Source organism: Actinophytocola gossypii (genome assembly GCF_025165815.1).
GTDB lineage: Bacteria > Actinomycetota > Actinomycetes > Mycobacteriales > Pseudonocardiaceae > Actinophytocola > Actinophytocola gossypii.
The window spans coordinates 148805-162414 of record NZ_JAFFZE010000014.1; the positions used below are offsets into that span (position 1 = coordinate 148805).

At 71.6% G+C, this 13610-nt stretch carries 11 protein-coding genes; 6 read left to right on the forward strand and 5 right to left on the reverse strand.

Features of this window, described 5'->3' with window-relative positions; genetic code table 11:
• Nucleotides 1-14: 14 nt before the first annotated feature.
• The 6 genes from JT362_RS17140 to JT362_RS17165 all read left to right on the forward strand — a co-directional run bounded on the left by JT362_RS17140 (nucleotide 15) and on the right by JT362_RS17165 (nucleotide 5209).
• Nucleotides 15-1544, forward strand: a complete 1530-nt coding sequence (locus JT362_RS17140; protein ID WP_260192222.1) for a PucR family transcriptional regulator — start codon at nucleotides 15-17, stop codon at nucleotides 1542-1544.
• Nucleotides 1545-1658: 114 nt separating this feature from the next.
• Nucleotides 1659-2918 (forward strand): NAD(P)/FAD-dependent oxidoreductase, encoded by a 1260-nt coding sequence (locus JT362_RS17145; protein ID WP_260192223.1) that lies wholly within the window; start codon nucleotides 1659-1661, stop codon nucleotides 2916-2918.
• The gene (locus tag JT362_RS17150) at nucleotides 2915-3085 is read left to right on the forward strand and encodes a hypothetical protein (RefSeq protein ID WP_260192224.1); all 171 of its coding nucleotides are present in this window, start codon (nucleotides 2915-2917) and stop codon (nucleotides 3083-3085) included. Before JT362_RS17145 ends, JT362_RS17150 begins: the two co-directional genes overlap by 4 nt.
• Nucleotides 3082-3498 (forward strand): GreA/GreB family elongation factor, encoded by a 417-nt coding sequence (locus tag JT362_RS17155; protein ID WP_260192225.1) that lies wholly within the window; start codon nucleotides 3082-3084, stop codon nucleotides 3496-3498. Before JT362_RS17150 ends, JT362_RS17155 begins: the two co-directional genes overlap by 4 nt.
• A gap of 52 nt (nucleotides 3499-3550) precedes the next feature.
• Nucleotides 3551-4363 (forward strand): alpha/beta fold hydrolase, encoded by an 813-nt coding sequence (locus tag JT362_RS17160; protein ID WP_260192226.1) that lies wholly within the window; start codon nucleotides 3551-3553, stop codon nucleotides 4361-4363.
• Nucleotides 4364-4372: 9 nt separating this feature from the next.
• Nucleotides 4373-5209, forward strand: coding sequence for a helix-turn-helix domain-containing protein (locus tag JT362_RS17165; RefSeq protein WP_260192227.1), 837 nt, complete (start codon nucleotides 4373-4375; stop codon nucleotides 5207-5209).
• Nucleotides 5210-5220: 11 nt separating this feature from the next.
• On the opposite strand, the gene JT362_RS17170 is transcribed toward JT362_RS17165, so the two are convergent.
• The 5 genes from JT362_RS17170 to JT362_RS17190 all read right to left on the reverse strand — a co-directional run bounded on the left by JT362_RS17170 (nucleotide 5221) and on the right by JT362_RS17190 (nucleotide 13526).
• Nucleotides 5221-6132: a glycoside hydrolase family 19 protein gene (locus tag JT362_RS17170; protein ID WP_375546511.1), complete on the reverse strand. Its 912-nt coding sequence runs from the start codon at nucleotides 6130-6132 to the stop codon at nucleotides 5221-5223.
• A gap of 75 nt (nucleotides 6133-6207) precedes the next feature.
• Entirely contained in the window at nucleotides 6208-7551 is a 1344-nt protein-coding gene (locus JT362_RS17175) for a sulfatase family protein (RefSeq protein ID WP_260192229.1), read from the reverse strand.
• Between the two features lie 23 nt (nucleotides 7552-7574).
• Nucleotides 7575-8339, reverse strand: coding sequence for an alpha/beta hydrolase (locus JT362_RS17180; protein ID WP_260192230.1), 765 nt, complete (start codon nucleotides 8337-8339; stop codon nucleotides 7575-7577).
• A gap of 19 nt (nucleotides 8340-8358) precedes the next feature.
• Complete coding sequence (locus tag JT362_RS17185) at nucleotides 8359-9309, reverse strand: sugar phosphate isomerase/epimerase family protein (RefSeq protein WP_260192231.1); 951 nt, start codon at nucleotides 9307-9309, stop codon at nucleotides 8359-8361.
• 38 nt (nucleotides 9310-9347) lie between these two features.
• Complete coding sequence (locus JT362_RS17190; RefSeq protein ID WP_260192232.1) at nucleotides 9348-13526, reverse strand: glycoside hydrolase family 92 protein; 4179 nt, start codon at nucleotides 13524-13526, stop codon at nucleotides 9348-9350.
• Nucleotides 13527-13610 lie beyond the last annotated feature (84 nt).

A 13610-nucleotide genomic window follows, 5' to 3' on the forward strand; every position in this document is an offset into this window, starting at 1 on the left:
GGAGGGGAGGTCCCATGGTGCGGTTGGACCGCCTGGTGAACGTGTTGGGCGGGTACGGCGTGCGGTTGTGCTGCTGCCCGGTGCCGCGCTCGGCGGAGGTGCGCAGTGTGGTGCTGCCCGAGGCCGCCGACCAGGAGGCGGTGCCGGGCGACCTGTTCCTGGCCGTGGGCGCCGGCTCGGTGACCGAGGCGGTGGAGTGGGCGGCGTCGGCGCGCGCGTTCGCGGTGCTGGTGCGCGGCGGCGCCGACGTCGCGCGGGAGGCCAGTGGCCTCGCGGACCGGGGCGTCGCGGTGCTGGTGGCCGACCCCGCCGTGTCGTGGGGACAGCTCGCCGGCGTGGTCTACGGGCTGGTGCTGGAGGGCCGGGAGACCGAGTCCGGCCGGGGGCCGACCGACCTGTTCGCGTTGGCCGACAGTCTGGCGGCGGCGGTCGGTGGCGCGGTGACCATCGAGGACCGGCTGTCGCGCGTGCTGGCGTACTCGGGCATGTGGCAGGAGGCCGACCCGGCCCGCTCGGCGACGATCCTGGGGCGGCGGGCGTCGGATCGGCTGCGGGCGCTGTTCGAGGCCCGTGGTGTGTTCGCGCACCTGACGGCCTCGGACGAGCCGTTGTTCGTCGAGGAGGATCCGGCGCACGGGCTGTCCGGGCGGGTGGTGGTCGCGGTGCGGGCCGGTCGGGAGCTGCTCGGCTCGGTGTGGGTGGCCTGCGCGCGCCCGCTCACCGGCGTCCGGCGCACCGCGCTGGTCGACGGCGCGCGCACGGTGGCCCTGCACCTGCTGCGGTTGCGGGCGAGCGCGGACCTGGAACGCCAGGTCGAGTCGGACCTGGTGATCCGCCTGCTGGAGGGCACGGCGGACGCCAGTACGGTGCTCAGCCAGCTCGGGTTGCCGCAGGAACCGGTACGGGTGATCGCGGTCCACGCGCACGTGCGGGCCGAGTGGCACGCGGCGCTCCTGCTGGCCTTCGAGTGGGCCACGACCGGCTTCGGCTGGTCCCGGCCGGGGCGCAGCGCGCTGTCGGGCAACACGCTGTACACGGTCCTGCCCGGCGAGCAGGTGACCGCGGCGCGCACCTGGGTGGCCGCGCTCCGGGCCGGGCTGCCGGCCCACGTGACGGTGTCGGCCGGGATCGGCGGGCCCGCTTCGGCGGCCGACCTGCCCGCCGGGCGGCAGGAGGCCGACGAGTGCCTGGCGTTGCACGAGACGCGGGCGCCGGGCGATTCCGAGCCGCCCGCCTACGACGAGTCCTGGGACGACATCCTGCTGCAGCGGCTGCGGGCGGCGGCCAGGGCGGGGCGGACGCCGGCGCGGGGGCCGGTGGCCGAACTGCGCAGGTACGACCAGGAACACGGCACGCAGTTCGTGCCGACGCTGCGCGCGTGGCTGGACGACCAGGGCGACCTCGGCGACGCGGCCGAGCGGCTCGGCGTGCATCCGAACACGGTGCGGAACCGGCTGCGCCGGATGACCGAGGTCACCGCGCTGGACCTGGGCGACGCCCGCAAACGCCTCGCCATGATCATCGATCTGGCCGCGGCCGACTAGGAGCGAGTGTGGGATCCGGCCAGTCCGAGGCCGGGCGATTGTGGGAACCGGACAAGCGGATCACGTGATCTTCGCGCCATCGTGGTGGCGACAGCGAGTGGCGTGGAGGTGGTCATGGCTGGCGTCGAGCGGATCGACGGCGGTCCTCGGTCGGTCGTCGTGGTCGGCGCGGGCATCGTCGGCCTGTCGACCGCCTGGTTCCTACAGGAACGCGGCGTCGAGGTCACGGTCGTCGACCGGACGGGAGTGGCGGCCGGCGCCTCGTGGGGCAACGCCGGCTGGATCGCGCCCGGACTGGCGATCCCGCTCAACGAGCCGTCCGTGCTGCGCTACGGCCTGCGGTCGCTGCTGAACCCGACCGCACCGCTGCACGTCCCCATGTCCCCCGACCCCCGGCTGTGGGCGTTCCTGGCCCGGTTCGCCGCGAACTGCCGGTGGCCGTCGTGGAACCGCGCCGTGCGGTCCAACCTGCCGCTCAACGACGAGTGCCTGGAAGCCTTCGACGTGCTCACCGAGAACGGCGTCCAAGCCCCCACGATCGACTCGCCGATCACCGCCGCGTTCCAGAGCCAGAAGCAGGCACAGGGGCTGCTGCGCGAGCTGGAGCGGATGGCCGAGGCGGGCCAGGCGGTCCGGCACGTCGCCCTCGACACCGACCAGGTGCGCGCCGAGGTTCCGCTGGTGTCCCCCGCCATCACCTCGGGTGTGCGCATCGAGGGGCAGCGCTACCTCGACCCGGGGCGCTTCGTGCGCGCGCTGGCCGACGCCGTGGCCGCCCGCGGCGCGACGTTCCACACGACCGAGGTCGTCGACGTGCGCACGCACGGAACCGGCGTCACCGTCCTGGCCGCCTCCGGCGACGACGTGTCCGCCGACGCGGTCGTGGTGGCGACCGGCGCGTGGCTGTCCCGGCTGGCCCGCCGGTGGGGAGTCCGCGTGCCGGTGCGCGCCGGCCGCGGCTACTCGTTCACCGTGCCGACCGACCAGCCGGTCACCGGCCCGGTCTACCTGCCGGAGGCGCGGGTCGCGTGCACGCCCTACCAGGGCGCACTGCGCGTGGCCGGCACGATGGAGTTCCGCGATCCCGACGCCCAGGGCGTGCCGGCCAGGCTGGCGGGGCTGATCGCCTCGGCCGAGCCGCTGCTGGACGGCGTCCGCTGGCGGGATCGCACCGACGTCTGGGTCGGCCCCCGTCCCGTGACCCCGGACGGACGACCGGTGGTCGGCGAGGTCCGGCCGCCGAACGTGTACGTCGCGGGCGGCCACGGCATGTGGGGGATGGTGCACGGCCCGGTCACCGGCCGACTGCTGGCCGAGCAGGTCACCACCGGCAAGCAGCCCGCCGCCCTGCGCGACTTCGACCCGCTCCGGTGACCACGCCCGCCGACACCCCGCTCGACGACGACGAACGCGCCGAACTGAACTGGCTCCGGTCGGAGAACCGGTTGCTGCGCGTGGAGCGGGACATCCTGCTGCGCGTCGCGAGCGACTACGCCCACGACGCCATGACTCCCCACCCGAACGAACGGACCATCCGATGACCACCGTCTGGCTGACCCCGCAGGCACACAGCCGCCTCCGGGCCGAACTCGACGCGCTGCTCGCCTCCGGCGCGGACGACGTCTCCTCCCGACAGGCCCGCATCCGGCAGCTCCAGGACCTGCTGCACAACGCGGTCGTCGGCGAGGACCCGCCCGACGACGGCATCGCCGAGCCCGGCATGGTGCTCACCGTCCGCTACGACGACACCGACGAGACCGAGACCTTCCTGCTCGGCACCCGCACCGCCGAGCACGGCGACCTCGAGGTCTACTCCCCGGAGTCCCCCCTCGGCGCCGCCCTCACCGGTGCCCACCAGGGCGACCACCGCACCTACCAGACCCCGACCGGTGCCACCGTGCGCGTCACCCTGCTCAAGGCCGTCCCCTACGGCCACACCGCACCGCGCCCCTGAGGCGGACATTCGTCCAATACCGAGGACGGTCGCCCCGGTTAGCGTCCCGGCCATGAACCAGTACGACGTCGACCGCCCGCACGTGATCCAGGACGGTCGCCGGGACGCGCCGCCGCTGGTACTCGTGCACGGCACGGGGGCCTCGAGCGCGACCTGGGAACCGGTGGCCGACCGGCTCGCCGCCCACCACCACGTCGTCCGGGTCGACCTTCCCGGGTGCGGCCAGTCCCCGCCCGCGCGGTCGTACGACGTGCCGGCGCAGGCGGCCCGGCTGGCCGCGCTGCTCGACGACCTCGGGCTCCGGCAGGTCACCGTCGCCGGCCACTCCAGCGGCGGCTACGTCGGGACCTCGCTCGCCGAACAGCGGCCCGACCTCGTCGGTTCGCTCGCGCTGGTCAGCAGCGGCCCCAGCCTCGACGCCCTGCTCCCGGTGCCGTTGATCCTCCGCTTCCTGCTCGGCCCGCCCTTCGGTCCGATCGTCTGGTCACGACGCTCGGACGCGATGATCCGCAAGGGCATCGAGGCGACGACCGCCCACCCGGTGGACGTCCCGGACGACGTGATCGCCGACCTCCGAGGCCTCTCGTACCGCGCGTTCCGGACGATGTCGCGCCGGAACACCGAGTACCTCGCCGAGCGGAGCGTGCCGGAGCGGCTCGCCGTCCTCGACGTCCCGGTGCTGGTGGTCTTCGGCGCCGCCGACCCCCGCTGGGAACCGACGTCGGCCCGCCGGTACGAGGCCGTACCCACCGCGCGGGTGGAGATGCTGCCCGGCGTCGGCCACCTCCCCATGCTCGAAGCAACCGGACGGACCGCCGACCTGCTCCTCGACTTCACCGCGAGAACCCGTGATCGTCGGGCCTAGTCTGTCCACATGAGGACGCCGCCGCACCCGATGTGGTCGGACGTGGACGTCGCCGTCCCGGGCCCGTCGGCCCGGCTGCCGGGCGTCAGCATGGCCGGTTTCCGGCAACGGGTGTCCACCCCGGTCGAGATCACCATGATCCCGCACCCGTCGGTCACCATCATCGTCGACGTGAGCGAGACGGGAGACATCGTCCACGACACCGACGGCCGCCGACGGCGCGGCAGCTTCGCCGCTGGCCTGCTCCCCGGGCGCCTGGACACCGGCGGCTCGAGCGGCGAATGCCTCCAGCTCCGGTTGTCCCCCGTCGTCGCGGCCACGGTGCTCGACTCGTCGCCCGACCTCACCGGGACGGTGGCCCCGTTGCGGGACGTCTGGGGCCCCGACACCGAACAGCTGGAGGAGCGCCTCCGCGCCGCCACGTCCTGGAACGACCGGTTCGCGATCGCGGCCGACCTCCTCCGCCACCGGCTCGACACCCGCCCACCGGTCGACCCGGAAGTCGCCCACATCTGGCGGCGAACGGTCACCAGCCGGGGACGGCTGCGCGTCGACCGCATGGCGGCCGAGGTCGGCTGGAGCCGCAAACGACTGTGGTCCCGCTCCCGCTCGCAACTCGGCATCACCCCCAAACGCGCCGCACAACTGGCACGCTTCGACCACGCCGCCCACCTACTCGCCGCCGGCCACTCCCCCGCCACCGTCGCCGCGCGCAGCGGATACGTCGACCAGCCACACCTCCACCGCGAGGTGAAGGCCGTCACCGGCAGCACCCCCACCGCCGTCTCCAGCGCCCCCTGGCTGGCCATCGACGACGTGGCGTGGCCGACGTACCCGCGAACCTGACGCCAACCGGTTCAGCAGTAGAGGTTGCCCCCGGTGGGAACACCCAACATCTGCGCGAACTGCTGGTACTTGCTCACCCGACTCTGCACCTGACCCGGATTGCCCCCGTCACACTCGATCGCACCGTTGATGCTCCGGATCGAGTGGCCGAACCCGTGTCCACCGACCATCGCCGTGTGACCGGACATCGTGCCCGGCCCGCTCTGGGTCATCCAGTACCACAACGCCGTCTTCCACGACACCGCGGAGTCGTTCTGCACCAGCCACGGGTTCCCGAGCAGGTCGAGCCCCAACCGGTCCCCCGCCGCCTTGTAGTTGAAGTTCCAACTCAACTGGATCGGTCCACGCCCGTAGTACGCCGCCCGCCCCGCGGGACACCCGTAGGACTGGCTGTCATCGCAGTAGTGCGGATAGTTCGCCTGGTTCTGCTCGACGATGTGCACCAACCCACCGGTCTCGTGCGAGACGTTGGCCAGGAACGCGGCCGCCTCCTGCCGCCGCACGGTGTCCGACCCGGTGTTGGCGAAAGCCGGGAACGCCCCCATGGCGTTGATCAGCCCGTTGTACGTGTAGAAGGAGTTCCGCCACGGGAACATCTGGTTGAACTGCGCCTCACTGACCACGAATCCCGGTCCGGGACCGGGGTCGCCACCGCCACCGTCGCACTGGTACGGATCCCAGAACCAGTGACTGATCACCGGGTCGTACCCCGGATTGGCGTGCACGGCGATGTAGAGCCCACCGTCGGTGTACCGCACGATGTCGCCGGGAGAGTACGCGCGACCGGCCTGCCAGGCCGGATAATCACACGCCGCCGACGGCGCCACCGGCGCCCCGACCGCGGACGCCGACGGAACAACCGCCGACAGCCCCAGCATGACCACGAAAACGACCAACGATCCCAAGATACGTCTCAGCACCATGACTCCTTCGCGCAGGGAACGACCGGAGACGTCACGACGTGACCCACTCAGCAAAGCAGTATTGGTCTAAACCAGTCAATACCCGGCTCGCCCCAGGCGCGCACTGGTCCTGCGGTGCAGCGGGGACGTGACGGCGCCGTCCAGGAGCGGGTCGCCGGTTTCGGCCATCCAGGTGCGCAGCCGGGCCGACAGGTCCTCGACCGTCGCCGCGTGTGCCGGCTCGGTCGCCAGGTCGGTCAGCTCGTGCGGGTCCTCGACGAGGTCGTACAGCTCGACCGGCGGGTGGTAGGCCATCGGCTCGACCCGAGGCGTGCAGCGCCGGTTCCACGACTGGCTGGGGTCCATGAACGCGTACGCGTTGCTGAAGTTGGCGATCAGCTTGTGGCGGTCGGTGCGGACGCAGCGGCGGGGGTCGTAGTAGTCGTGGTAGGTCAGCTCGCCGAAGACCTCCTCGCGGGGCCGGTGATCTCCGCCGTCCAGCAGGCCGAGGAAACTCCAGCCGTGCGGCTCACGCTCGGGTTCGATGCCGAGCAGCTCCAGCAGGGTCGGCACGACGTCCACGTTGGACAACAGGTCGGCGTGTGCCCGGCCGCCCAGCCAGCCCCGCGCCGGGTACCGGGCGATCATCGCGACCTCGAGGCCGGGGTCGTAGAGGGAGCACTTGGCCCGGGGCAGGGCCAGGCCGTGGTCGGTGGTGAACAGGACGAGCGTGTCGTCGGCCATCCCCAGCCGGTCGAGCTGGTCGAGGATCCGGCCCGCGGCCTGGTCCATGTGGGCGACCGCGCCCTGCAACTCGGCGAGCTCCGCGCGGGCGGACTCGGAGTCGGCGAGGTAGGGCGGGATCTCGATGCCCAGCTCGTCGTCCGGCTCGACGTGGTCGCCGAGGAAGCCCTTGGTGCCCTCCGGGTCGCGGGCGCCGCCCATCCGGTGCGGTTCGAAGAAGCCCACCTGGAGGTAGAAGGGTCGCGCGCCCGCCAGCTCCGACAGGTGCGCGCAGGCGAGGTCGGCCACCGGCGTGGCCATGATCCGCGAGGTGTCGACGTGGTCGAACCCGAGCCGGGCGGCGAGTTCGGTGTCCGGCCGGGCACGGGACTCGTGGTGCACGCCGAGGAGCACACTGCGATAGCCGGCGTCGCGCAGCAGGCCGCCGAGGTGGCGCTCGCCGGGGTGGAGATCCCAGGCGAAGTCGCCGTGGGTCAGGCCCATGACGCCGTTCGCGTGCGGCCACCTCCCGGTGAACAGCGACGCCCGCGACGGGCTGCACTGCGGCGCGGTGGCGAACGCGCGGTCGAAGCGGACACCGTCCGAGGCGAACGAGTCCAGGTTCGGCGTACGCACGGTCGGGTGGCCGTAGCAGCCGAGGAAACGTCCGAGATCGTGACAGTGCAGGACGATGATGTTGGGACGCACGGATGCCATCGGTCTCCTTGGTTCGCGGGCCGTCACGAGCCCTCCTGGCGGGTCACCGCACGGACGAACCGGATCATTTCCCGTGTCGTCCGGTCGAAGTACGAACCGTCCCCGTCGCGGGAAGCCGGGTCGCGCGGATTGAAGAACCCGTGCCGCTGGCCGGGGTACAGCACGATCTCCGCGTGCCCGCCGAGTAGCTTCACCTTCTCGACGAACTCCACCGAGTTCTCGTGGTGGACCGCGGTGTCCGCCGTGCCGTGCATGACCAGCACCGGCGGCATTCCCGCACCGACGTGCCGCAGCGGCGAATAACGCAGTGCCTGGTCGTCGTCGGCGAAGTGCCGCCTGCCGAACCCGTCCGGGAACTCACCGGTCGTCTTCGTCACCGGGTTCAACAGCACGAGCGCCGAGGGCCGGTGCTCGGGGTTCGTGTTCGGCAGGTCGAGCACGGTCGTCGCCAGCGCCAGGTGTCCCCCGGCCGACCCCCCGATCGCGACGACGCGACCGGGGTCGCCCCCAAGACCCGGAGCCTTCTCGAACACCGCGTTCATCGCGGCCACCGCGTCCTCGGTCGCCGCAACCGGGCCCTCCGTCCGATACTCGACCAGGACGGCGAGCATCCCCAGCGCGGTCAGCCGCGCGGCCTGTGGCCGAAACTGCCGCCAACTCCCCTTCACCCACCCACCACCGTGGAAGAACACGCCCACCGGCGCCGCCCGCGCGTCCACCACGGGCGGCGCCGACACATGGAGGAACAGCGTCCTGCCACCAGCGGACGGATAGGGAATCTGCCGCACGACAAGCAACCTCGCGGACTCAGTAGGTGACGCGGTCCAGGTACCGGAACGAGGTACGCGCCTCGTCGAGCATGGTGTCGACCTCGCCGAAGAAGATCGGGTCCTGTTCAAACACGTAGTAGCGGACCTTGCCCTTGGCGGCGGCGAGGATCGGGCGCAGGTCCACCTCGCCCGCACCCAGTGGCGCCTGCACGAACTCGCCGTCCACCTCGGTGCCGTCCTTGACGTGCAGCAGGTCGATGCGGTCGCCGTACTTCTCGAGGAGTCGCGGCACGTCCACTCCCGCGGCCACCGCCCAGCCCACGTCGAGCTGGAAGGTCACGTAGCGGTGGTCGGTGTTGAGCAGCAGGAGTTCCCACGCCGAGATCGCGCGTCCCGTCGTCGGGTCGGTGAAGGTCGTCGTGAACTCGTTCTGGTGGTTGTGCACGAAGATCTTGCCGGTGCCGTTGCGCACGGAACGGCTGCCCAGCCGGTCCAGTGTCGCCGCCGTCGCGAGCGTGTCCTCGTAGGACCACAGTCCCGGTGCGGCGGACCCGCCCGACCCGACGAACTTCTGCCCGAGCGTCCTGGAGTTCGCGAGCTCGGCGTCCCAGGTCGCCTCGTTCGTGTCGCCGTGCCTGCTGGTGGCGCGCAGACCGTAACCGTCGAGCAGGGCGTCGAACCGCTCCGCCGTCAACCCGTTGAAGGTGAAGGGTTCGACGTTGCGGTAGCCGATCTCGGCGAGCTCGGACAACACGAACCTGAGGCGGTCCAGCGTCGCCTCGTCGCTGCCGAACCCGATGTACTCGGCGAAGGTGTAGAGCTGGATCGAGATCTGACTGTCCGGAACACCGCGACCGGCGCCGCGCTCCTCGACGCCGGGACCGTTCTCGGGCGGGGCCGCGCCCGAGACCGCGGTTCCGGTCAGGATCAGGCCGACGGACAGGGCGGCGGCGAGCGCGGCGCGCACGGTGGCGGGGATGGTCTTCATGGGGTTCCTTTCGCAGTCGGGTCCAGGTGGGACCACGGTCATCCGGTGGTCTCCAGGCGGAGGCCCGCGAGCCAGCCACCCCAGCCGTCCGCCGGGCGACTGTCGCCGATCCGCAGGTAGAGCTCCTGCCCGGCATCACCCGCCTGCTCGCGCAGGTCCGCGAGGTCCAGGGTGCGCTGGCCCCGGTTGCTCTGGAACATGACGGCGTTCGGTTCGCGCAGGACGGTCGTCCAGTTCCGCCCGTCGGTCGAGACGTCGACGAGGAATTCGTTGGCGATGTCGAGCGTCACGGTGCCGCTGGTCGCCCCGGCCGGCAGCGGGAGGCGGTAGGTGAAGGAACCGGTCGCGTCCGCGAAGCGCGCCTGGCCGCCCGCCCCGTCACCGGTCAGCTGGGATCCGTCGTCGGCCACGAGGATGTCCCGTTCGTCGGGGGTACCGGGCTCGATCTCGGTGACGTCGCCGACGACCCGCACGTCGCCCTCCCCGGTGACCACCCAGTCGTCCCACCGTGCGGTGACCAGGACCGGATGCGGACCCGGAGCGGCATCGGCCGCGGCGGTGACCTCGACGGTGACCGTGGCCGAGTCACCGGGGGCCAGGTCGGACACCATGCCGGCCGCCGGGTCGACGGCCCAGGACGCGGGCACGGCGACCGTCAGCTCCGGCGAGAGGAGCGTGTCGCCGGTGTTGGTCAGCCGCACGTCGACGGGCGCGGTCGTGCCAGGGCGCAGCGCGACGGGATCCACCCGCACCCGGAGCGGGGACTCCGGGACGGCGTCCCGGGTCAGCAACTCGACCTCCGCCAGGGAGAACGTCGACTGTCCGCCGGTGCCGAGGAGCCGGAGGCGGTAGTGCCGCATGCTCACCGGTTTCCGGATCTTGAACGGGCGGGTCTGGTCGCGCCAGCGGAACTCCTCCCCGTTCCGGCGGTCCAGGGTCTGCCACCGCTTTCCGTCGTCGGAACCCTCGAGCACCCAGTGGCCGGGGTCCTGGCGGGGATCGGCCTGGCTGGACGTGATCGTGTAGAACTCCACGCGGGCGCGGTCGCCGCCGTTGACGGTGTACCGGACCGACGGGTGGTGTCCGGTCAGGACGGTGGCGGTCCGGGAGTCGTCGTCCAGCAGGCCGCTGACGTCCTCGCCGGTGCTGGCCGTCACCAGCCCCCGGTTCTTCCCGGTCACGTCGTGCAGCGGCCGGGGCCGGTCGCCGACCTCGGTGACCGAGCCTGGAACGGCGTTCGCACCGGTTCCCCACGAGGACGGCTCCGGCCCCATGGTGAACCGCAGTACGCCGCCGTCGGCCAGCTCGTCGTGGGAGATCGTGGTGGACGTGTGCGGGTGTCCGTCGACCGTGAGGCCCTGCACGTAGATGTTCCCGTCGCTGGTTCCCGGTGCCTCGATCACCAGGGAGCCGCCGGGTAGGTGCAGGGTGGCCTTCTCGAACAGCGGCGAGCCGATGGTGTACTCGCCGGACGCCAGCTGGAGCGGGTACAGGCCGAGCGCGCTCATGATCCACCACCCGGAGGTGGCACCGTTGTCCTCGTCGCCGGGGTAGCCCTGGCCGATCTCGGAACCGACCCAGCCGCGAGCCAACGCCTGCCGAACGTGGTACTGCGCCTTCCACGGTTCCTGGGTGTAGTTGTACATCCAGGGGATGTGGTGCGACACCTGGTTGGGCATGGACCACTGCCCAAGCCGGAGGTCACGGGTTTCCCGCATCTCGTGGATCACCCCGCCGTAGGAACCGGGGAACCGCGCGGTCTCCGGCGTGGCGAAGAACTCGTCCAGCTTGTCGGCGAGCCCGGCTCGACCGCCGTACAGCTCGGCGAGCCCCTGACCGTCGTGCGGGGCGGTGAACGCCTCGTTCCACCCGTTGGCCTCGGTGTAGTCGTGGTCGTTCCCCCAGACCCTGGGGTCGTACCGCTCCGGCGGAGTCGTCCACACCCCGTCGGCGGACTTGCCCTGGAAGAACCCGACCGCCGGGTCGAAGACGTCGACGTAGCCCTGGGAACGGAGCCGGAAGTACTCCGCCTCCTCGCGGAGGCGCTTGCGCTCCCGCCCCGGCGTCCCGGGTCGACGCGCCATCGCCTCGGCCATGGCACCGATCGCGAAGTCGTTCAGGTAGCCGTCGAGCGACCACGCGAACCCGGTGGAGACGTCGTTGGGTACGTATCCCAGGAAGAGCGAGCGGTCCAGGTCGGAGCGTCCGACGCTGTCGTTCGGCGGGCGCACGGTCGCGTTCTTCAGTGCCGCGGCGTAGGTGTCCTCGGCGTCGATCCCGGGCACACCCTTGACGACGGCGTCCGCGAAGGCCGAGTCGGAGCTCGTCCCGGTCATCACCCTGGCGTAGCCGGGCGAGGACCACGGCGAGATCCAGCCCCCGTCGCGGTACTGCTGGACGAACCCGTCCACCAGCTCACCGGCCGGCTCGGGCGCCAGGAGGAAGTACGCCGGCCAGGCGGCGCGGAAGGTGTCCCAGAAGCCCGTGTTGACGTAGACCTTGCCGTCCGCGATCTCGGCACCGGTGTGCGTCGGCGAGCTCGGCGGTGGGCTGAAGGAGTCGGACGACTGGACGGCGTGCCGGTAGCGCGGTCGCTCGCGGGTCCCGGTGTTCTCGTACCCCGAGTTCGGGTACAGGAACAGTCGGTAGAGGTTGGAGTACAGCGTGGTCAGCTGGGCGTCGCTGGCGCCATCCACCTCGACGACACCGAGCCGGTCGTCCCACGCCGTCCGCGCCCGCTCGACGACGTCGGCGAAGGAGTCGTCGGCCGCGATCTCCAGCTCGAGGTTCTTCTTCGCCTGGTCGACACCGATCAGCGAGGTGGCCACGCGCATCGTGACCACGTCCCGGTCGAACGACACGTATCCGGTGGACGGGCGGTTTCCCTCGGTGAGCATTCCACTGGCGACGATCTCGGCGTCGAAGGTCGCGTACATGTACATGCGGGTCATCCCGGTCGAGATGACGCGGGTCTCCGACCAGCCGGAGACCACTCCCTTCTCCGCGTCGATCGTCAGCCCCGTCCGCTCGTCGATGTTGTCGAGGATCAGGTGCCGGCCCTCGCCAGCGGGAAAGGTGAACCGGAACATCGCCGCGTGGTCGGTCGGCGCGATGTCGGTGCGCAGACCGTTCTGGAACGTGACGCCGTAGTGGTGCGGGGACGCCGTCTCGTCCTCGTGGCGGAACGCCAGTGCCCTGGCGTCACGGTCCGCGTCCGGCACGCCCTCGCCGACCGTCGGCATGAACTGGAAGGTCTGCCGGTCGCCCAACCAGATGCTCGGCTGGTGGCTGGCCGCGAACGCCTCGATCTCCGGCAGGTTCCGCTCGTTGTTGGCCTCGTGGTAGCTGTACAGGGTGGCCAGGGAGCCGGCGTCGGTCACCGGGGTCCAGAAGTTGAAGCCGTTGGGCACCGCGGTCGCGGGAAAGTTGTTGCCCCGCGAGTAACCGCCGCCGTTCGAGTGCGTGCCCCGGGTGGTGACGACCCAGTCCGACGGCCGTGACCGCTCCGGCTCCCGCGGCTCGGCCTCCAGGACGATGTCGTCGAGCCAGCCGAGGACGTCGGCGGAACCGTCGGGCCCGTCGTAGGTGAGCAGCACCTGGTCGATGGTCCTGCCGGCCGCGACCTGTCCGACGGACACGGACCGGTGGTTCCACTGCAGCGGGTAGAGCGTCCTGGACTCGCCCTGCGCCCTGGCGGTGATCGGCACGCCGTTCTGGTCCTCGACGTCGAGGTCGCTGAGCCGGGTGCCGTCGGTGAAGGCCAGGTCGACGGCTACATGGGTGCTCGCGTAGTCGACGGCCTCCTCGTCGAACCACGGAAGTACCACATAGGACAGTTCGGTCTCGGGCCGCACGGGGACGTCGACGTCGAACAGGACGTTGGTCGAGTGCGCGGGACCGCCGGACTCGTGCCGGCCGGCGTAGCGCAGTGCGCGCGTGCCGGTGAACCCGACGTCGGTCTTCGCGGCGTAGGCGCGATCCGGTCCGTCGTCGACGACGGTGCTCAGCCCGGGCGCACCGGAGTCCGGGTGGAGCACCCCGGCGACGTCGGGACGCCCGTCCGGGCCGGTGGCCACCTGGCCGTCAGCGGGACGTGCTCCGTCCTCGAAGGACGTGCTCCAGTCCGTCTGGCCGGTCGTCGCTCGGGCGGTCGGGGCGGTACCGCCGGGCATCGTCGCCGAGCCGGCGACGAGTGCGAGGACGAGGGAACCGATCACGGCTGTCGAGCGAGGACCGGAACGTCGCGAATGGGCGGACAACAGCGGCATGTCGACTCCTAGCTGACAACGTTGTCAACGCAT